The following is an 18797-nucleotide window of genomic DNA, read 5'->3' on the forward strand; positions in this document are numbered from 1 at the left end:
TTTTGGTTTTGCTGGGTTTTTAAACTATCTCAGTCATTTCCAAATTCAACCTACGTAAAACATTGTGGTAGTCGGTTTCGTTCATTGTAACTATTCAAAGCTGCAAACGTTTGCAATCAAATAGAAAAGCTCCTTAACGGAAATATTTTCCTCTATTAAACCTATTTAAAATCGATTTCCAGTAATAACGGAAAATTCTTCCGTTATTCCCCCCTCCCCAATACCGAACCGGACAACTCCTCCCTCCCTAGACCTAAGCAAGTTCATTCGCCGTTTCCCGAACGGTTTTGGAAGCATGTGTGCACAGTTGTTTCAAAATAATGGGAGTCTGCAGGGACCTGATGCTCGAAATGGCATAAACGAGTGCAGTTTGCGCTTCGGGCAAAGGGTGATCGAGGGCAGCAACTAAAATGGGGAGTGCTTCTTCTTTTAATTGCGCGGCCAATGTTGTCGCTGCGGAGGCCACGAGGTAAGGATCTCCATGTTCGAGATAGGGTGTTACCCACTCCTGCAAGCGCGGCTCATCAAGTGCAACCAAAGCGTCCATGCATTCTACAAGAACCTCGGGGACTTCTTGGTTGGGATAGGTTAATTTTACCGCAAGAATCGCTGCCCCTGAGGAATCCCCGTAGATGCCGATCCCTTTCGCCGCTGCTTGTCGTGTTAACATTTTCGCGTAACGGTACTCATGAGATGTCTGAACTGGAATATTCGGTTCAAAATCAAACAGTAACAACGATAAATCGGTGAGCAGTCCACGGACCCGAAAGTTTGAAAGAATTAACGCAGCATTAGCGCGCAACTGGATGGACATGTCGTTATTCGCTTTGAGCTGGATGGTTTTCAGCGCACGGTGTACCCAGTCAGCTGCCTGAATGTCGCGATATGCTGCAATCAAGGAAATAATTTCTCCTCTTACTTCACAATGTGGATCCCTTTCAATTGGGTCTTCCTCGATCCAGGCATAGCAGTCGTAAATTTTACCCAGAATCTTTTCTCCGCCCATCTTTCCGAGCAAACGGACAACTTATACCAAGATATACGAAGACGGGTCACGTAGCAGATCTAGCAATAATGGAACTGCCTTCTCCGGTGCCAGCTTTTCAAGCATGTTTACCTCCTGCAATCGTTCCTCCACTTTTCGCGATTACAAGTTGATTGGATTCGCCATGTTCTATCTCCCTCCGGAACTAGTTAATCTCCAACACTTTTACTAATCGAATCTTTCGATACATATCACCAAACATAATCGGTTTATCAAGCTGAAGATTTACCATAGACCGATACGGATTCAACGTCTCGTCGAAATGCAAACCAATATCCGTACCGAGAAAAGAAACAAGAGGGCGGATCAGTTTCTTCCCAAAAGATAAGTCCATATCCTTTGGAGCAAATTTATCGAAAATCAATATCCGTCCCCCACCTTTGGTTACACGAATCATTTCTTCAAGAGCCTTTTTCGCATCCGGAACTACAGACAAAATCAGGCTTCCCACCACGATGTCAAATGATTCGTCAGCAAATTGGAGGTCTTGCGCGTCCATTTCTTTGAAAGTAATGGGATCATTTTTGAATTTCTCCTTGGCTTTGTGTAGCATTTCTGGGGAAAAATCGATTGCTGTTACGTTCAAATCCTTTCGGGGAATCCAGGCTAAATCCGCACCCGTTCCAACTCCAACAAAAAGAATGTTTTGTCCTTTTTCAAACGTCTCTTCGGCAAATAGGTTTTTCCTTGCTTGAAGAAATGCTCCTGAATTAAAGAATTGATCGTAAAATGGAGACCATAATTTGTATATAAGTCGATTCCAACTATTATTCATTTTCCTGATCTTCTCCCTCTAACCCCGTTAAAAAGCCGATACCGTCACATGAAATGGTATCAGCTAATTGTATCTAGTGCGTTTATCCTACACTCTATCATTTCTATCCAAGTGGACCATCTTCCTCCAACCGATAGGAACAATTTGGAATTTAAGTCAGTCCACCGGCGACTGCTCCACAACTTTCACTAATACAATATGTCCACCTAAACAAAAATCTGAAAATTAGGTCTCCATCCAGTTCCCTTTTTTCCTTTCATCATAGGATATCTCGATAATGATTAAAGGAGGGTTTATATGGCTGGAAAGGTGAAGGTAAGCCCAGAATTCAGAAGGCTTTGTATGCAATTTGGGAGAATTTTAGGAGGTGAGGCCGAACTCGAGGACGGGCCGGTTTGTTTTGTCATGCGCGCTACAAGGCTTAGAGAAACAATCTTAGGAAGACGCACGCTTTCCCCTTTGGTTCGTCACCAACTCTTTTCGTTTGAAGCTCTTGATCGGAATGGTCGTGCACTCTGTTTGGGTGAAACGGCAGTGCATCAAAATCAGGCGAATCGCTTAATTAGGAATCTGCAAAGTCGGGGCATTACCGTAACCGCCCTTCATAATCACTGGTTAAGAGAAAACCCCCGTTTAATGTACGTTCACTGGGAATCCATTGATAATCCGATTGCCTTTGCAAGGAAAACAAGAGACGCCATTGCTTTCTTGGGAAGTACGGATATGGGGAGGGAAGTAAATCCAGGCCAACGGTTTAGAAGGCTTTGTAACCAGTTCTCTTCTATTTTAGGTGGCACAGAGCATGAAATTACCAGGGGACCGGTATGTTTTGTCAGCAGAACGAGAAGATTTAACGCATCGATTCTAGGAAGACGTACGAACTCCCCTTTGGTTAACTATCAGCTGTTTTCCTTTGAGTCACTGGATCAATCGGGTCGCGCGCTTTGCTTAGGAGAGACTGCCCTTTTTCAAAACCAAGCGAATCGCTTAATCAGAAATCTGCAAAGTCGGGGCATTACTGTAACAGCGCTTCATAATCACTGGTTAGGTGAAAATCCTCGATTAATGTACATTCACTGGGAATCAATCGATCGTCCCGCTGCATTTGCAAGGAAAACCAAACAATCGATATCTTTCTTGGGTTAACCAATCCACAGGACTTTTCACCCTAATTAAGCCGAAAAACCCCCTCATCCCTGATGTTTTTGGGGATGAGGGGGTTAAGTTACTCACTCAAAAAGGTGCCATTCAAACGCTTCGACAGAAGTATCCAACGAAGATTCCTACATACGACTAATGAATATTTTGTTTTCTAAAGTTACCACCCTTAACTTCTGCTACGTCATATACGATAACGAATGAATTGGGATCGATTTCTTGAATAATTTCTTTTATTTTGCTTTCTTCTAAACGGTTGATTACACAGGTGATTTCTTTGAATTTCTCATTTGAATATCCGCCACGAACTAGATTATAGGTTGCACTTCGACCGAGGCGATCACGAATGGTCTCAACCATTAACTCGGGTTGATTGGTAATAATTTTAAACGTCTTCGAACCGCTTAAACCTTCCTCAACAATATGAATTACTTTAGAAGCTATAAAATAAGCAATTCCCGATAAGATTGCCCCCTGCAGACCGAAAATAGTTGAGACGACGATAAATACAAACATGTTTAAAAATAAAATGAGATCACTTGTACCAAAGGGTAAATTCCGAGAAAGCAGTACGGCTAACATATCAATCCCATCTAATGCCCCACCATTTCGCAAAGCTAACCCCATCCCAAATCCAATAATAATTCCGCCAACAACAGTTATTAACAATGTATCGCCTTGAATAATCGTGGGTACATGGTGCATAACGATGGTTCCGATGGCCAGTGAAGCAATACCGATCACGGAATAAATAGCAAAAGTTTTACCAATTTGTTTATATCCTAAAAATACGAATGGAATATTGAGTATGGCAATGAGAACTCCAAGTGGAATTCCAATTAGTTTTGAGCCAACAATACTAAGACCTGTCACCCCTCCGTCGGAAACGTTATTTGGGATTAATACGGCTTCTAGTCCATATGCTGTAATAAAGGCCCCTATAACCACCGCTAATACTCTAGATACCTTTTTAGGGATATTGGTTTTTTGGGCTTTTGCGATTGTGCTCAATTTTATGTCCTCATTTCCTATGATTTAACTTTATTTGTTATTATAACCGCTTCCGGAATACCGTTCTATTCTAAAACTGCAATTTAATCTTTAAGAATATCACTTCCAAAAACCTCGTATATATGTACACTTAGCTTCATGGTAATCTTAAGTTGGTGAAATCCTATGAACATGAATCCAATGAAACCAATGCTTTTAACCTCTGCAGGTCGAGCCTTTGATCACGATGATTTTATCTTTGAGGTAAAGTGGGATGGCTGGAGAATCATTCTCCACAAAGATGGGGAGCGGGTTGAAGCCTATACCAAAAATGGGGGTTGTATTTCCGACCGTTTTCCGGAACTAGGCGAGGTAGCTCAATCCATCAAAGCCCAAAAGGCCATCATCGATTGTGAAGGGGTTTGTATCAAGAATGATAAACCGAACTTTGATGACTTTTCCTATCGCGGAAGACTTCAGGATCCGATAAAAATTAGATCAGCTATGATCACCCATCCCGTTACCTTCGTAGCTTTTGATGTGTTGTATGCCGATCGATGGCATTTAGATGACCCATTAATTGAACGTAAGAAAATACTGCAAGAACTAATTATACCAAATGAATACATTCTTCCAACCTTGTTTGTCAAAGGGACAGGAAAACAATTAAGCCAGCTTACTATAGATCGAGATTTGGAAGGCATCGTAGCGAAACGTCTCGATTCCACATACAAACCAGGAGTGCGTTCAGGCGATTGGATAAAAATTAAGAATTACAAACAAATCGATACCATCATCCTAGGTTACAGAACAGAGCCTCACTTTGCTTTCGTGGTGGGTTTAAACTTTCGAACCGTCTCAAACAAGCCTGTAGCGGTTGTTGAAGTGGGGGTTTCGCCAGAAGAGAAGATGGCCTTTTTAGAAATAGCCAAAGGGTTACACACCGGTAAAAAAAAAAATATCCAATGGATTGAACCTAGACTATGCTGCAGGATTCAATACCGCGATCGAACAGACACTCATCATTTAAGAGAGGTAAGTTTTAAAGGGTTTTTGTTTGATAAAAAACCGGAGGATTGTAAGTGGGGGTATTAGCGAAAAATTTTTTTCGCTATACTCTTACACTTCTGGCTATGATTGGTCCTCCATGTAATGATCTATTGTGAGAAACACTCTATCGAGGATTGTTTTCTCTTCATTTAATAATTGATGGTTTCCACCATGAATTAAAGATATCGAGCTATTAGTAAATCGTTTTTTAATAAATTGCAGATTATATTTCCAATCCACCGTACTGTCTTTGTCCCCCTGGATCACCAATAACTCATCTTTAACCCTGGATCGATCCATTAATGTTTTGTTCCAGTCAATCAACGCCCCGATCCATCTTAATGCTACTTTCCGATTCTGCAGAGGGTCGTTTTTTATAAATTCCTGAAAGTCGAGATCTGAACTGTTTTGTCTAAAGACCCTGTTCATTTCCTTAAGAAATGGGTTGAACAACACATATCCCATTTTAGAAAGATGCCACGGTTTACACCTGACCAAAGGACAGATGAAAATAATTTTGCTAAATATCGAATCTTGACGAAATAAGTATTCCATTGCAACAGAGGAGCCTGTACTGTGTGCAATGAGGTGAACCGGCCCCTTTACCTGATGACAGATTCCCAATAGATGCTGAAATACAGAATAGTAGATCGTAAAGTTGTCAATGCTTGCTCTTGTCCCACTTGACAGCCCATGCCCAGGTAGATCAAACGAGATCACATGGTACTGCTTCTTTGTTAAATGGTGAATTACATTTTTAAGGGTGCCTGTATGATCTAAGTAACCATGAATCAAAAAGACGGTTGCTTTAGGTGATGCTGGTTTAAACGATTGGACAAAGATCTTCTCCCCCACATATCTCGTGAATCCATAGTTATATTCAATTCCCTCAATATCTAGTTGATAGTACTTAAGGTAATCCATGATTTCCTTGCTTCTCTTTTCAAGACCACCTAGATGGAATTCAACTTCAGATTGCTTTAATTGATCCAATGAATCTTGTATTGCTCCTTTAGGTACGATCATGTCTATTTCTTTTCTCCTTATGTTAGGCATTAAAGTTAGGGAAGTGAAGGAAATCAGATTTAAGGATTGGGGGGTGGATTCTATTTCGGACTCAGATCACCAGTTTCCACTCCACTCAGTCCGAATCAGGGCTCGATTCGGACTCAGATCACCAGTTCTCACTCCACTCAGTCTGAATCAGGGTAGTGCAGCACTCAGCGGACTCCCCTGTTTGACCTCTTGAATCGATACGTTCAAGCTATAGTTACCATATGCCAGAAGTTTATCTAGAAAAAGATTCAACTGATCTTGGGCTGTCACTTTTAGTTTTAAATGGTAACAGCCTGCCCCGGATATTCGATGTGCTTCGACTACCTCTTTTCGCTCCTTAATAAAGTCAATAAACGCCATATGATTGGTTGTTTTCATATGAATAATGACAAACGCTGTATAAGAAAGTCCGACTTTCATTTCATCGATGATAAGGGAGTAGGCTTTAATTACACCACTTTCCTCCAGTTTTTTAATCCGGTTCCCTACCGCTTGTCCGCTCATATGAATTTGTTCGCCTAGGTCTTTCCATTGAATACGTGAATTTTCGGTTAGCAACCGCAGGATTTGGAAATCAATTTGATCAAGTTCCATTGTAAATTCCTTTCACCATGAAATGAATTGAACTAAAACAGTTTCACCAAGGTATCGATCAAAATCAAGTTATGATTTATGATCTTATTATAATTTATTTTATTGATGAGGTGGAAAAAATGAGCACAGCTTTGATCTTAATTGATATTCAAAATGATTATTTTCCAAACGGAAGAATGGAATTAAGCCATCCTGTGAAAGCAGCTAGTAACGCAAGTAAAATTCTTGAACGGTTCAGACAAGATAATGGTCCTATTTTTCATGTCCAACATATCTCGCTCCAGGAAGGGGCCACCTTCTTTCTCCCCAATACGGAGGGTGCTCAAATTAATGAGGCTGTTTTACCATCGGGCGAAGAGAACTTGATTATCAAACATAGACCAAACAGCTTTTTCGAGACGGGACTAGAGAGCAAATTGAGAGAAAATGGCGTGACCAAGTTAGTCATTTGCGGGATGATGACGCACATGTGCATTGATGCCACGGTTAGAGCGGCAAAAGATCTCGGGTTTGAATGTACCCTGATTGAAGATGCTTGTACGACAAGAGATCTAACTTACCAAGAAAAAGTCGTGCCCGCTGAACAAGTTCATTTTGCGTTTGTTAGTGCGCTTAATGGAATCTATGCCAAGGTGGTTTCAACAGAGGAATTTCTGAAGTAATTAGCGGGAAATTTTCCGCTATCTCGCTACATCTGCTAGAATTTACCTTTCCTTTTCTATATAATAAAAATCAAATAGTCGTGATGAATGACTCCTACTAGCCATTAAAGATAGCCGGTAGGAGTTTGTTTTTCTGGAGGTCTTTTAATGAATATTTTAGCTGTGGGGATCGGTGGGTTCTTTGGCGCCATTTTACGCTACACGCTTGGTGAATGGATCCATACAACAAACGGATTCCCTCTTGGAACGTTGATCATTAATCTTCTAGGGTGTCTGCTGCTGGCTTGGTTTTTCACCATCACTACAAAGAAGTGGCAGATTCATCCACCTATTAAAGTCGGTATCGGAACCGGATTTGTTGGTGCCTTCACCACCTTTTCCACCTTTTCCGTGGAAACGTTGAATTTGATAAACCATCATCAAATGGGATTGGCAATCCTCTATGTGTTGGTCAGTGTTTTTGGGGGTCTCGGCTTCGCATTGGTGGGCGCTAAGTTAGGAGGGTCGGAATAACCATGTTATTAGTAGGAATCGGCGGCATCTTTGGAGCAATTTCGAGATTTCTCATGGGGAAATGGATCACAAGCAAAACGCCAGCCACGTTCCCCTTTGGCACTTGGGTCATCAATATTACCGGTTCTTTTTTACTTGGACTTCTCGCAGTTCTACATGTTCACCAGGCCATTCCGGATTGGACTTGGCTTGTCTTTGGAACCGGGTTTCTGGGAGCTTACACCACCTTCTCCACATTTGGGTATGAAACGATTACGTTTCTCGAGAAGAAATATACAAAAAGAGCAGTTATTTATGTTTCAACCTCCGTTATATTAGGAATTATATTTGCTTGGATTGGGGGACTCATCGGAAATGTCATCACATCGTGAGAAGAAAGTTTACCGTATATCCGGGCTCACTTGAGCCAGCTGTGCTTCTCGGTTCGAGAAGAATGTTAAAGAAATCCCCACCGTTGACGAAGCCATGATAAACTTTGGAGCAGCTAAACTGTCTGTTTACGGGGATGCCTCCATAGAAGAATTAGAAAAAGCAGGGGCATTTGAAAATCTAAAAGTTGTGCCGGAAAACCAACAAGAACTGGTGGAACATGTCCCATTTTGGAAGAAGCATTGGAATGTGATCATCTCCGTCGTACTCCTTGTCATCGCGTGGAGTCTAGGAGAAGACTCTTTCTTCACCACAATACTTTATGCTGCCTCCATCCTTATTGGTGGGTACCGATTGTTTAAGGCGGGGCTGCAAAACTTAATCCGCTTACAATTTGATATGAAAACCTTAATGACCGTAGCGATTATTGGGGCAGCTGCCATTGGCGAATGGAGCGAGGGGGCCACTGTAGTTATTCTCTTTGCTATTAGTGAAGTACTTGAAACCTACTCGATGGACAAAGCAAGAGAGTCCATTCGCTCTTTAATGGATATTGCCCCCAAACAAGCACTTATTCGCCGCGGCAACAAAGAGTTGACGATAACGGTTGATGATATTGAAGTTGACGATATCCTGATTGTAAAGCCTGGACAGAAACTTGCCATGGATGGTGTGGTAGTAAAAGGTGCATCCACCATTAACCAGGCTGCCATAACAGGTGAATCGATCCCCGTATACAAAACGATAGAGGATGAAGTCTTTGCCGGAACACTGAATGAGGAAGGATTACTGGAAGTAAAAGTAACCAAACGGGTGGAAGATACGACGATTGCCAAGATTATTCATCTTGTCGAGGAAGCACAGGCCGAACGGGCTCCCTCCCAAGCCTTTGTCGATCAATTCGCCAAATACTACACACCGTTTATCCTGCTCCTTTCCGCTTTGGTTATCGTGATTCCCCCGCTTTTGTTTGGCGGAGATTGGTATACCTGGATTTATGAAGGCTTGGCTGTGCTCATCGTAGGCTGCCCTTGCGCTTTGGTCGTCTCGACTCCAGTTGCCATTGTCACGGCGATTGGGAATGCAGCGCGTAACGGCGTTCTAATCAAAGGTGGCATTCATTTAGAAGAAGCAGGCAAATTATCGGTGATTGCCTTCGATAAAACAGGCACTTTAACCAGGGGTGTTCCGGAAGTTACGGACTTTATCGCTTTTGGTGAAGACAAGGAATTATTAGGAATAGCCGCTGCGCTTGAAAAAGGGTCACAGCACCCTCTTTCCTCGGCGATTTTACGAAAAGCGGAAGAAATGGGGATTGATTTTTACGCGCTAAAGGTCGGAGATTTTTCATCGATTACGGGTAAAGGGATTAAGGCGAAATTGAATGATATCCTTTATTTTGTGGGCAGCCCCGGCCTTTTTAAGGAACTGTTGGTAGAAATCAGATCAGAGATATTGTCACAAATTGAAACCCTGCAAAAGCAAGGGAAAACGGTGATGGTCCTTGGAACGGAAAAAGAAATCCTAGCCTTGATCGCCGTTGCCGATGAAGTTCGTGAACATAGTAAGGAAGTCATTGCCCAACTCCACCAGATCGGTATGAAAAAGACCGTCATCCTTACAGGTGATAACCGTGCAACTGCGGAAGCCATTGGTTCCGTTGTAAGGGTTAGTGAGGTGGAGGCAGACCTTTTACCCCAGGATAAATTGGCCTACATTAAAAAACTTCGCAGTGAAGGTAATGTGGTTTCGATGGTCGGTGATGGCGTAAACGACGCTCCCGCCCTTGCCGCAGCTTCCGTGGGGATTGCCATGGGAGGGGCTGGAACAGATACAGCACTTGAGACGGCAGATATAGCCCTCATGGGAGACGATTTAAGAAAGTTGCCTTTTACCATCAAATTAAGTCGTAGGGCACTGCAAATTATCAAACAAAACATTACGTTTTCTCTTGCAATTAAGGCTGTAGCACTTCTCCTGGTTGTCCCAGGGTGGTTAACCTTGTGGATCGCTATCTTTGCCGATATGGGCGCCACCCTCATTGTGACCTTGAATGCCTTGAGATTGCTAAAGATTGGTAAATAGTAATTAGTGGAAAAGTTCCCGTTATTCATCAGATTGGTCCTGATTATCGTCGAATAACGGAATTTTTCCCACTATCCGCTCTATCTCTACGAAAAATTTTCTATCATTTCATACCATTCCCCAAATTTCGCATTATAATTTTGTTATATCCTTGTCATGAACGGAGGAGTTGCCATGAATTTTAATCTAAGAGAAGCACTGGAGATTCTAGAACGCACACCGCAAACGTTGGAAATGTTTTTATTCGGTCTATCTGACGGATGGCTGCATTGTAATGAAGGCGAAGGAACCTGGAATGCTTCAGAAGTAGTTGAGCACCTCATTGAAGCAGAGAAAACAAATTGGTTTCCAAGACTGGAATTTATTTTGCAAGAAGGTGAAAGCAAACCCTTTCCTCCTTTTGATCGATTTACCCATTTAGATGGTGAAAAAGAAACCTCCATTGAACAAAAATTGGCGTTGTTTAAGGAGATTAGAGCGCGCAATATAAATAAGCTGAAAGAAATCGAATCTACTCTAAATCTCGAATTGACAGGTTCACATCCTGAGTTCGGTGCAGTGAAGGTAAGAGAACTCATCTCTACCTGGGTAGTTCACGATTTAACACATATTGCACAAATCGTTCGCGTGATGGCAAAACGATACGGCAAAGATGTTGGTCCGTGGATTTCCTATTTAGGTATCCTAAACAAATAATGGATTTATTTACCAAATGATTCTTTGAATATCTTCCTACCTTTTAAGGCATTAATAATCTTACAAGCTTGTAAATCAATCACTGATAGGAGGAAGATTAATATGGCTAACAACAGTAATCAAAAACTTGTTTCTCAATCTTCACAAGCTCTTGATCAGATGAAATTTGAAATTGCTGCCGAATTTGGAGTTCAGCTAGGTGCTGATCAAACTTCAAGGGCCAATGGCTCTGTAGGTGGAGAAATGACAAAACGTTTGGTTCAATTTGCGGAGCAAGCTCTATCCGGCGGAAGACTTCAATAAATGTAAAAATCCCGGTAATTTGCCGGGATTTTTACATTCTTCTCCTTCTTAACATGAGGAAAACTAAAATTCCCACTACGCCAATGGCTAGAATCCATACAAATGGATTCAATCCCCCTAACTTTCCCTCAAGATTCACCTTCTCTGTGGGCACTTTTCCTTCTCCAAGTATAGTTAAATCCTCTTGAGCTGAAACCAATTCTGTTGTCCTATCACAGATAGTTGTTACAAGGTCTTTGCCACCATACATGGAAGATTCATTGGCGTAAACCAAGTACTCCTTCCCTTTTTCAAAATCAAAACCACAATCACCACCACCAAGACCCGTGGTAATGAGCATTTGTGTAGAGGCCCCCCCTTTCCAAGCGGTTGATACCTCAAATAATACGGTTTTCTTCGGATTGAATTGGCTCTTCTCACGAATGTCGATAACTTTACCACCAAATACAACTGCTGACTTCTCAAGTTCTTCTTGTACAGCGGGTTTAGATGCACAAGAACAAGCATAGCCAACAGAAGGGATGGACACGGACATCAGACTAAATACAAAACAGCAGACAAGAACGAGTTGGATATTTTTTATCATTGGAATTTTCACCTCTCATTCTCAGACGATTGCACGCAAGTGATTGTTTCACTTAATATCTGTCACTTTGTCCTTCATCCCCTGCCGAATCCGTCCCCCTAGCCTCACAAATCTTGCAACTGAATCAGTGCTTTCTCCAAATACCATTTAGTAAAAGCTAGTGTTTCTCTTGCCTTATGCCAAGGCATCCAGAGGACTTCGGATTTTACCGTGGTTACGATTGGATCACGATAATCCAAAAAATCCGCAATATCCTGGGACCTTGCCCCATGAAATTCATGTGTAATTATTAACGCTTTTTCCCAGTCGTTCTCGGACATAATCGCTTGACTGAAGAGTAAGTTCTGATAGGTACTGCGAGCTTGGTCTTCAATAAAAATGTGCTCTACAGGAATCCCTTTGCTTACAAGGTAGCGTTTCATTCCTTCGGCTTCGGTAATGGTGGACCCATTATAGTCCAGCCCACCAGAAACAATCACGTCAGAAAAGTATCCTTCCATATAGAGATCATAGGCTTTGTTTAGACGCTCTTGAAGACCTGGACTCGGATAATTATCCCACAATGACGCTCCCAACACGATGCCAACGTCTGATTTTGAAGGTTGCTGTTGCTCAACAGAATAGATCAGCCATTGGGTATAGAAGGTCCATACTAATCCTGACAACAAAAACACAAGCAAAAGTTTAACCGACCATTTTTTCATCATCATATTGTCATTATACTTTGCACCATTGGCTTATACTAGATCTATTAAATGTTTCTTCCATTCCAATCTGAAACCATTCTTCCTATTTTCCGTATATAAAATAAATCTTCTTTCAAAGGGGCTTATCCATTTTGCATGAATCGAAAGAATATCTATACAATGAACTAAAACTTATAGAAGCTTGGGAAAATGATCAAAAGGATTTGTGGTTTTGGGAAAAGATTGGCAGGCTTCCTTTCGCACTGTTAGATAAAATCACCCCAAAATTTATCCATGAAAAAGTGGGGATCGCTATTGATGAGTTAGGAAGTTATATTCAAACAGGCGGACAATATTTAGTCAGTGACCGGGACGTTATCAATAAATTTAATTCTGAATCCGAACCAATGACCCTAAGTAAGATAAGTCAAATGCCCATCAGCATTTTAGATGGAGTTGCGAAGGAATTGGTGAAATCAAGGACCAACTTCGCAACTTTCCAAGGGGCAACCACGGGAATTGGTGGACTTTTCACTTTAGCTATCGATATCCCTCTCCTTCTTGGTTTATCGCTTAAAGTTCTTCAGGAAATGGCCTTATGCTATGGTTATGATCCGAAGGATAAGGCCGAGAGGATCTTTATTGTAAAATGCCTGCAATTTGCCTCATCAGACATCGTTGGGAAAAAGGCTATCCTTGAAGACCTTGCTATTTTCCATCAAGGCAAGCAGAATAATCAAGTGGTTTCACAATTACAAGGATGGCGTGAAGTTGTCATGACGTATCGCGATAATTTCGGATGGAAAAAACTGTTTCAAATGATCCCCATCGCTGGCATGCTTTTTGGAGCATATCTTAATCGATCAAGCATTGGAGATGTCGCTGAAGCAGGCATGATGTTGTACCGAAAACGTAGAATCCTGGAACGTATAGCAAACCATTGATTCCTTTATAAAGTGATGATAAGATATGCTTAATCAAAATAATTTGATGTATACTCGAAGGAGGAGAACCTCATTGTCCAATAATCTCCCCGTCCATGATCAAACTACGTCTACTATCGATTTTTCCAAGTACGAAACCAAGTTCAAAGCCTTAGCAGATCAGAAACGGCTGCAGATTATGTTTGAACTCACTCAACGAGGCAGTACTTGCGTCTGTGATCTTTCAGAAATTGTGGAGATGCCGCAATCGAAATTGTCCTATCATCTGAAAATTTTACTCGATGCAGGTCTTATCCTCCGTGAGCTCAAAGGGACCTGGAGTTATTATGAACTAAACCATACAGAAGTAAATAATATTTTATCCCCTCAATTGTGTTGTATCTTCCGGAATAAAGATGGCTGTTGTTAAATCCCGGATGTTACATTTTTTTGGGTACTTAATCAAAATAATTTGATGATTGAATTTTAGCTACAGCGATAAAGAAGGTGCATGGATTGAATGGTAAGTATGATTTGACGGAAGGTCCGATATCGCCTGCTTTGATGAAATTAACCTTGCCGATTATCGCGACTAATTTTATTTCTACAACATATGGGCTCATTGACATGATTTGGATCGGAAGGTTAGGAAGCGGACCGGTTGCTGCGGTTGGGACAGCGATTTTCTATGTAAACCTGGCAGTCGCCTTGTTTACAATCATTTCCATTGGTACCGGGATCAAAGTTGCCCATAGCATAGGAGCGGGAAAAGAAGAGGAAGCCCAGGTATATATTCATAATGCTTTCTTGATGTCTTTATTTCTAAGCATTCTGTATATGGTATTCATTATTTTTGCAAAAACTCATCTTATCGGTTATTTCGAGTTAGACCGTGCAGAAATCGAGCAGATGGCTTCACAGTATCTCCTTATTTCGATTGCCGGAACGGTCTTTTCGTTTTTTAATATTTTGTTCAGCACCGTCTTCACCTCCATGGGAAACAGTGAGCGGCCATTCCGCGTACAAACCGTTGGTTTCCTTGTAAATCTTATACTGGATCCTTTACTTATTTTTGGGATTGGGCCCATACAGGGACTTGGAGTTTCCGGAGCAGCTTCGGCCACGTTACTCGCAAATGTTATGGTGACAGTTTTATTTATTTTGTATGCCAAAAACTTACGCTTTCTGCCCCGACCCTATACCTTTAATATGCATCAAATAAAAGAGGTCCTTCGGTTGGGAGGCCCAATTACGGTACAGCGGGTTACCTTCATTTTTATATCAATCATCATTGCCAAAATTATAGCTCAGTGGGGACCTGATGCCATTGCCGCACAAAGAGTTGGCATTCAGATTGAATCCATTTCCTATATGACGATCGGTGGGCTTCAAGGTGCCATCGCTGCTTTTATCGGGCAGAATTTTGGAGCACATAAGCATGACCGGATTAAAAAGGGCTATCAGAACGCTTTGTGGATCACAGTGATATTTGGAAGTTTGATCTCTTTACTATTCATTCTATTACCAGGTCAAATTTTCTCCTTGTTTTTATCGGATAAAACCAGTCTTATGCTTGGAACGGATTATATGAGGATCATCGGATTTTCCCAATTGTTCATGTGCCTGGAGCTGATGACGGTTGGAGCCTTCAATGGCATTGGAAAAACCTATATTCCTCCTATTTTCAGCATTATCCTAACAGCCTTGAGAATTCCGATGGCAATCGTATTATCGGGACCTTTCGGTTTAAACGGGGTTTGGATGTCCATTGCAATAAGCAGTGTGCTCAAAGGAATTATTCTTGTCTTCTGGTATTTGCGGACGCTTGGAAAAATTACAAGAGAGTTGAAAGTAGGTAGATGATGGTGAAGGTAAATCGAGATCTTTTACAGTGGGTGGTTAAACAGAATCTGCAAGAGGAGCTTTTACGGGGAAATTTTGGTTTGGAAAAGGAAAATATACGGGTGGATGGAAATGGGATGCTTGCCCTTACACCCCATCCAAAAGCATTCGGTAATAAAATGGAAAACCCCTATATCCGAACAGATTTTTCCGAGAGTCAGATTGAAATGATCACACCTGTATTTCAAACCATTAGTGAAACGTATGATTTCATGGAGACCCTTCATGATATCGTGACCCTTGAATTAGAAGAGGAATACTTATGGCCCAGCAGTAATCCTCCAGTTTTGCCAAAAGATGAGGAAATCCCCATTGCTTTGATGAGTGATCCGGTGGAGGACCAATATCGCATGCAATTGGCTGAAAAATACGGCAGGAAAAGGCAATTAATGAGCGGGATCCACTACAACTTTTCGTTCCATGAGGGACTTTTAAAAAAGTTATATGAGGGCCTGCATACTGACAGCTCCTATAAAGATTTTAAAAACCAACTGTATTTGAAGGTGGCGCGAAACTTATTAAGGTACCGCTGGCTACTTGTTTATCTAACTGGTGCTAGTCCTGTTTTTAATAAAACGTATCTCGAACAATGTGTCCAATTGAGCGATCATTTTGATGACGAAAGCTACTTCTTCCCCAACATGAATTCACTGCGGAACAGTATTTGCGGCTATCGGAATCAAAAGCCCATTTATGTATCTTTTGATTCGGTGGAGACTTATGTTCGCGACCTTCAATCATTGGTTCAGGCGGGGGAATTGCTAAGTGCCAGAGAGTATTATAGCTCGGTACGCATCAAGCCTGCAAAAGGAAAGGACTTTATAAATTCTTTACTACAGGATGGAATTGCCTATTTGGAGCTGCGCATGATCGATCTAAACCCTCTTTACAAAGTGGGAATCAGCAAAGACATCATGCAATTCATCCATCTGTTTCTCATCTTGATGCTCTTGTTAGAAGATGAACCCTTTGGCGAGATAGAGCAAAACCTTGCCGATCAGAATCATGAAAGTTTGATTATGGATGGGATTCAGGGAAAGTGGTTTGGTGCCGAAGAACACTTTATTACACTAGTGGAAAGAGCATTAGGAGTTTTGGAAACCATGGAAGAAATGCTGCAAGTGATCACCCCAGATCATGAGTCATTCACGCGCTTGCTTGAACAGGCGAAACAAATCATCCAGCATTCGGAGCTCAATTTTGCTTCGATCGTGAAAGCTGCAACCCAGCAATCCTCTTATCTGGCCTATCACATGGATAAAGCGAAGCAATATGCTGAGGAGAGCAAGGCGAGCGGTTATAAATTTCTGGGATATGAGGACTTGGAGCTCTCCACCCAGCTGTTATTGAAAGCTGCACTGAAAAGGGGAATTCGGTTTGAAATGTTGGATCGGGAAGAAAATTTTATCCTCTTGCAAAAAGGTGATCATACCGAATATGTCAAACAGGCAACGAAAACTTCCCTTGATTCATACAGCACCGTGTTAATCATGGAAAATAAGGTGGTCACCAAGAAGGTCCTGGAGCGTCAAGGAATTCGTGTTCCTCAAGGGCGGGTCTATAGCGATTTAAACACTGCACTTGGTGACTATGAGATGTTTCGGGATCAGACGATTGTGATTAAGCCGAAGTCTACCAATTTTGGTCTGGGCATTACGATTTTTGCTGCCGGCGGTTTCTCCCGGGGGGATTTTCAGAAAGCTTTCGAAATGGCCTTTGCACATGACAAAACCGTTCTGCTTGAGGAATTTATTAGCGGGAAGGAATATCGATTCCTTGTCATGGGTGATGAGGTGGTAGGCGTCCTCCATCGCGTTCCTGCCAACGTCGTAGGAAACGGACTGCATACGATAGAACAGCTTGTAGCAGATAAAAACAAGGATCCATTAAGAGGAAAAGGATATAAAACTCCGCTTGAACGGCTACAATTGGGTGAAGCGGAAGAGATGTTTTTAAAACATCAAGGCAAGGACCGTTCCTATGTTCCAGGTGCAGGCGAAACCGTTTATTTAAGAGAAAACTCCAATATCAGCACAGGAGGAGACAGTATCGACCTAACGGATGAAATTCCGGATCGTTATAAAAGGATTGCTGTGAAAGCGGCGAAAGCTGCGGGCGCTACGTTCTGCGGAGTCGATATGATGATCAACGATATGGAAAAATATGCCAGCGATAGGAACTACTCGATTATTGAAATCAACTTCAATCCGGCTATTCATATTCATTGTTTTCCATTCAAAGGGACAAACCGGAAGGCCGATGAAAAAATCCTTGATTTGTTGTTTGGTAAACTTTAAGAGACAATTAGACTGTCGAGAATTCGGCAGTCTTTTTGATCTGTCATTCATTATAATCCCATTTTCCATGTATACTGGTAATAAATAGTGTTCTTATTCATTGGAGGGTTCTACCATGGAGTGGCAGCAGCTTGAATACTTTAAGACCTTAGCTCGGTTACAGCATGTGACTCGTGCAGCTGAGACCCTTTCCATTTCCCAATCAGCCTTAAGCCGTTCCATTGCGCGTTTAGAAGAAGAACTAGGTGTCCCGTTATTCAATCGTCAGGGCCGCTCGATTATGCTGAATCAGTATGGGGAACTTTTTTTGAAACGGGTAACCCGCATTTTAATGGAATTCACCGCCGGAAAACAAGAGCTTCAAGATTTGCTTCATCCAGAATACGGTGAAGTCGCGTTGGGATTCCTCCATACCTTGGCCACTAGCTTGATTCCAGATTTGCTGGGCTCATTTCGTGCTCACGCACCAACGATCCATTTTCAATTGACCCAAAATCATAGTTACTCCCTGTTGGAGCAGTTGAATGCAGGGAAGCTGGATCTTTGCCTCATAGCCGAACCGACGGAAACCAAACTGCCTATTCAATGGATTCCACTGTGGAGCGAGGAGATTTTTGCCATCCTACCACTTGACCATTCTTTGGCTGGTAGTGAAAGCATTACATTAGAAGAAATCGCACATGAATCTTTCATCTTCTTAAAAAAGGGGTATACGTTACGTCAAACGACCGACGACTTGTTCAGACAAATAGGAATTACGCCTAAGATTTTGTTCGAAGGTGACGAAGTGGCAACCGCAGCAGGACTTGTCGCTGCCGGGTTGGGCGTTTCCCTGCTCCCCGATGTAGGAAACAATAACAAAGTGGCACAAGTACCCATCCGGAAGCCCAAAGGCCAACGCGTAATCGGAATGGCATTGGTTAAAGACCGCTATATGTCACCAGCGGCTACGCGATTCAAGGAGTTTGTGTTGAACCATTTTAGGATGGTGGAATGATTTAGGGATTCGGACACAAATCTCTAGTTTCCTTCTATCTCAGTCCGAATCAGGCTTGGATTCGGACTCAATTCCATAGTTTCTCTCTATCTCAGTCCGAATCAGGCTTG

20 protein-coding genes and 1 pseudogene are annotated in these 18797 nt (G+C 42.0%); 14 read left to right on the top strand and 7 right to left on the bottom strand.

The window, feature by feature from the left end; all coding sequences use genetic code 11:
• Positions 1 to 253: 253 nt before the first annotated feature.
• Positions 254 to 1018 carry a HEAT repeat domain-containing protein gene (locus J2Z37_RS13415; protein ID WP_209810789.1) on the bottom strand — a complete coding sequence of 255 codons (765 nt, stop codon included), beginning with the start codon at positions 1016 to 1018 and terminating at the stop codon, positions 254 to 256.
• A gap of 172 nt (positions 1019 to 1190) precedes the next feature.
• Positions 1191 to 1820: a class I SAM-dependent methyltransferase gene (locus J2Z37_RS13420; protein ID WP_209810790.1), complete on the bottom strand. Its 630-nt coding sequence runs from the start codon at positions 1818 to 1820 to the stop codon at positions 1191 to 1193.
• Between the two features lie 297 nt (positions 1821 to 2117).
• Between J2Z37_RS13420 and J2Z37_RS26020 the strand changes: the two are divergent.
• Both J2Z37_RS26020 and J2Z37_RS26025 read left to right on the top strand, forming a co-directional pair.
• Positions 2118 to 2534, top strand: a pseudogene (locus tag J2Z37_RS26020) (DUF1259 domain-containing protein); the annotation flags it as partial.
• 9 nt (positions 2535 to 2543) lie between these two features.
• The gene (locus tag J2Z37_RS26025; RefSeq protein ID WP_342453830.1) at positions 2544 to 2966 is read left to right on the top strand and encodes a DUF1259 domain-containing protein; all 423 of its coding nucleotides are present in this window, start codon (positions 2544 to 2546) and stop codon (positions 2964 to 2966) included.
• Positions 2967 to 3113: 147 nt separating this feature from the next.
• On the opposite strand, the gene J2Z37_RS13430 is transcribed toward J2Z37_RS26025, so the two are convergent.
• A complete protein-coding gene (locus J2Z37_RS13430) occupies positions 3114 to 3980 on the bottom strand; it encodes a YitT family protein (RefSeq protein WP_425340325.1) in 867 nt (288 codons plus the stop codon).
• Between the two features lie 180 nt (positions 3981 to 4160).
• On the opposite strand from J2Z37_RS13430, the gene J2Z37_RS13435 reads away from it, so the two are divergent.
• Positions 4161 to 5063, top strand: a complete 903-nt coding sequence (locus J2Z37_RS13435) for an ATP-dependent DNA ligase (RefSeq protein WP_209810793.1) — start codon at positions 4161 to 4163, stop codon at positions 5061 to 5063.
• 36 nt (positions 5064 to 5099) lie between these two features.
• On the opposite strand, the gene J2Z37_RS13440 is transcribed toward J2Z37_RS13435, so the two are convergent.
• Both J2Z37_RS13440 and J2Z37_RS13445 read right to left on the bottom strand, forming a co-directional pair.
• Complete coding sequence (locus tag J2Z37_RS13440) at positions 5100 to 6044, bottom strand: alpha/beta hydrolase (RefSeq protein WP_209810794.1); 945 nt, start codon at positions 6042 to 6044, stop codon at positions 5100 to 5102.
• A gap of 177 nt (positions 6045 to 6221) precedes the next feature.
• A complete protein-coding gene (locus J2Z37_RS13445; RefSeq protein WP_209810795.1) occupies positions 6222 to 6668 on the bottom strand; it encodes an Lrp/AsnC family transcriptional regulator in 447 nt (148 codons plus the stop codon).
• Positions 6669 to 6787: 119 nt separating this feature from the next.
• Here J2Z37_RS13445 and J2Z37_RS13450 point away from each other — a divergent pair, with 119 nt between their 5' ends.
• The 6 genes from J2Z37_RS13450 to J2Z37_RS13475 all read left to right on the top strand — a co-directional run bounded on the left by J2Z37_RS13450 (position 6788) and on the right by J2Z37_RS13475 (position 11296).
• A complete protein-coding gene (locus J2Z37_RS13450; RefSeq protein ID WP_209810796.1) occupies positions 6788 to 7330 on the top strand; it encodes a cysteine hydrolase family protein in 543 nt (180 codons plus the stop codon).
• Between the two features lie 147 nt (positions 7331 to 7477).
• Positions 7478 to 7843 (top strand): fluoride efflux transporter CrcB, encoded by a 366-nt coding sequence (crcB, locus tag J2Z37_RS13455; RefSeq protein ID WP_209810797.1) that lies wholly within the window; start codon positions 7478 to 7480, stop codon positions 7841 to 7843.
• A gap of 2 nt (positions 7844 to 7845) precedes the next feature.
• Positions 7846 to 8214 carry a fluoride efflux transporter CrcB gene (gene crcB, locus J2Z37_RS13460; RefSeq protein ID WP_209810798.1) on the top strand — a complete coding sequence of 123 codons (369 nt, stop codon included), beginning with the start codon at positions 7846 to 7848 and terminating at the stop codon, positions 8212 to 8214.
• Positions 8198 to 10297 (top strand): heavy metal translocating P-type ATPase, encoded by a 2100-nt coding sequence (locus J2Z37_RS13465; protein WP_209810799.1) that lies wholly within the window; start codon positions 8198 to 8200, stop codon positions 10295 to 10297. Before crcB (J2Z37_RS13460) ends, J2Z37_RS13465 begins: the two co-directional genes overlap by 17 nt.
• Positions 10298 to 10471: 174 nt before the next feature.
• Positions 10472 to 10993: a DinB family protein gene (locus J2Z37_RS13470; protein WP_209810800.1), complete on the top strand. Its 522-nt coding sequence runs from the start codon at positions 10472 to 10474 to the stop codon at positions 10991 to 10993.
• A gap of 102 nt (positions 10994 to 11095) precedes the next feature.
• Positions 11096 to 11296, top strand: coding sequence for an alpha/beta-type small acid-soluble spore protein (locus J2Z37_RS13475; RefSeq protein WP_209810801.1), 201 nt, complete (start codon positions 11096 to 11098; stop codon positions 11294 to 11296).
• 31 nt (positions 11297 to 11327) lie between these two features.
• Here the strand turns inward: J2Z37_RS13475 and J2Z37_RS13480 are convergent, their stop codons facing one another.
• Positions 11328 to 11882, bottom strand: coding sequence for a hypothetical protein (locus tag J2Z37_RS13480; protein ID WP_209810802.1), 555 nt, complete (start codon positions 11880 to 11882; stop codon positions 11328 to 11330).
• Between the two features lie 104 nt (positions 11883 to 11986).
• On the bottom strand, positions 11987 to 12586 hold the full coding sequence (locus J2Z37_RS13485) for a YdcF family protein (RefSeq protein ID WP_245203800.1): 600 nt from the start codon (positions 12584 to 12586) through the stop codon (positions 11987 to 11989).
• A 134-nt stretch (positions 12587 to 12720) separates the two neighbouring features.
• Here J2Z37_RS13485 and J2Z37_RS13490 point away from each other — a divergent pair, with 134 nt between their 5' ends.
• The 5 genes from J2Z37_RS13490 to J2Z37_RS13510 all read left to right on the top strand — a co-directional run bounded on the left by J2Z37_RS13490 (position 12721) and on the right by J2Z37_RS13510 (position 18687).
• Positions 12721 to 13512: an EcsC family protein gene (locus tag J2Z37_RS13490; protein ID WP_209810804.1), complete on the top strand. Its 792-nt coding sequence runs from the start codon at positions 12721 to 12723 to the stop codon at positions 13510 to 13512.
• Between the two features lie 73 nt (positions 13513 to 13585).
• On the top strand, positions 13586 to 13921 hold the full coding sequence (locus J2Z37_RS13495; RefSeq protein ID WP_245203801.1) for an ArsR/SmtB family transcription factor: 336 nt from the start codon (positions 13586 to 13588) through the stop codon (positions 13919 to 13921).
• A gap of 86 nt (positions 13922 to 14007) precedes the next feature.
• A complete protein-coding gene (locus tag J2Z37_RS13500) occupies positions 14008 to 15354 on the top strand; it encodes an MATE family efflux transporter (protein WP_209810805.1) in 1347 nt (448 codons plus the stop codon).
• Entirely contained in the window at positions 15354 to 17690 is a 2337-nt protein-coding gene (gshAB, locus tag J2Z37_RS13505; RefSeq protein WP_209810970.1) for a bifunctional glutamate--cysteine ligase GshA/glutathione synthetase GshB, read from the top strand. The genes J2Z37_RS13500 and gshAB overlap by 1 nt, the downstream gene beginning before the upstream one ends.
• A gap of 115 nt (positions 17691 to 17805) precedes the next feature.
• Positions 17806 to 18687, top strand: coding sequence for a LysR family transcriptional regulator (locus J2Z37_RS13510; protein ID WP_209810806.1), 882 nt, complete (start codon positions 17806 to 17808; stop codon positions 18685 to 18687).
• The last annotated feature ends 110 nt before the right edge of the window (positions 18688 to 18797 follow it).

Source organism: Ammoniphilus resinae (genome assembly GCF_017873965.1).
Taxonomy (GTDB): domain Bacteria; phylum Bacillota; class Bacilli; order Aneurinibacillales; family RAOX-1; genus Ammoniphilus_A; species Ammoniphilus_A resinae.

Bases quoted from the DNA above. Each gene is read 5' to 3' on its own strand.
- J2Z37_RS13420 (WP_209810790.1), bottom strand. From the start codon at position 1,820: ATGAATAATAGTTGGAATCGACTTATATACAAATTATGGTCTCCATTT.
- J2Z37_RS26025 (WP_342453830.1), top strand. From the start codon at position 2,544: ATGGGGAGGGAAGTAAATCCAGGCCAACGGTTTAGAAGGCTTTGTAAC.
- J2Z37_RS13435 (WP_209810793.1), top strand. From the start codon at position 4,161: ATGAATCCAATGAAACCAATGCTTTTAACCTCTGCAGGTCGAGCCTTT.
- J2Z37_RS13440 (WP_209810794.1), bottom strand. From the start codon at position 6,044: ATGATCGTACCTAAAGGAGCAATACAAGATTCATTGGATCAATTAAAG.
- J2Z37_RS13445 (WP_209810795.1), bottom strand. From the start codon at position 6,668: ATGGAACTTGATCAAATTGATTTCCAAATCCTGCGGTTGCTAACCGAA.
- J2Z37_RS13450 (WP_209810796.1), top strand. From the start codon at position 6,788: ATGAGCACAGCTTTGATCTTAATTGATATTCAAAATGATTATTTTCCA.
- crcB (WP_209810797.1), top strand. From the start codon at position 7,478: ATGAATATTTTAGCTGTGGGGATCGGTGGGTTCTTTGGCGCCATTTTA.
- crcB (WP_209810798.1), top strand. From the start codon at position 7,846: ATGTTATTAGTAGGAATCGGCGGCATCTTTGGAGCAATTTCGAGATTT.
- J2Z37_RS13470 (WP_209810800.1), top strand. From the start codon at position 10,472: ATGAATTTTAATCTAAGAGAAGCACTGGAGATTCTAGAACGCACACCG.
- J2Z37_RS13475 (WP_209810801.1), top strand. From the start codon at position 11,096: ATGGCTAACAACAGTAATCAAAAACTTGTTTCTCAATCTTCACAAGCT.
- J2Z37_RS13480 (WP_209810802.1), bottom strand. From the start codon at position 11,882: ATGATAAAAAATATCCAACTCGTTCTTGTCTGCTGTTTTGTATTTAGT.
- J2Z37_RS13485 (WP_245203800.1), bottom strand. From the start codon at position 12,586: ATGAAAAAATGGTCGGTTAAACTTTTGCTTGTGTTTTTGTTGTCAGGA.
- gshAB (WP_209810970.1), top strand. From the start codon at position 15,354: ATGGTGAAGGTAAATCGAGATCTTTTACAGTGGGTGGTTAAACAGAAT.
- J2Z37_RS13510 (WP_209810806.1), top strand. From the start codon at position 17,806: ATGGAGTGGCAGCAGCTTGAATACTTTAAGACCTTAGCTCGGTTACAG.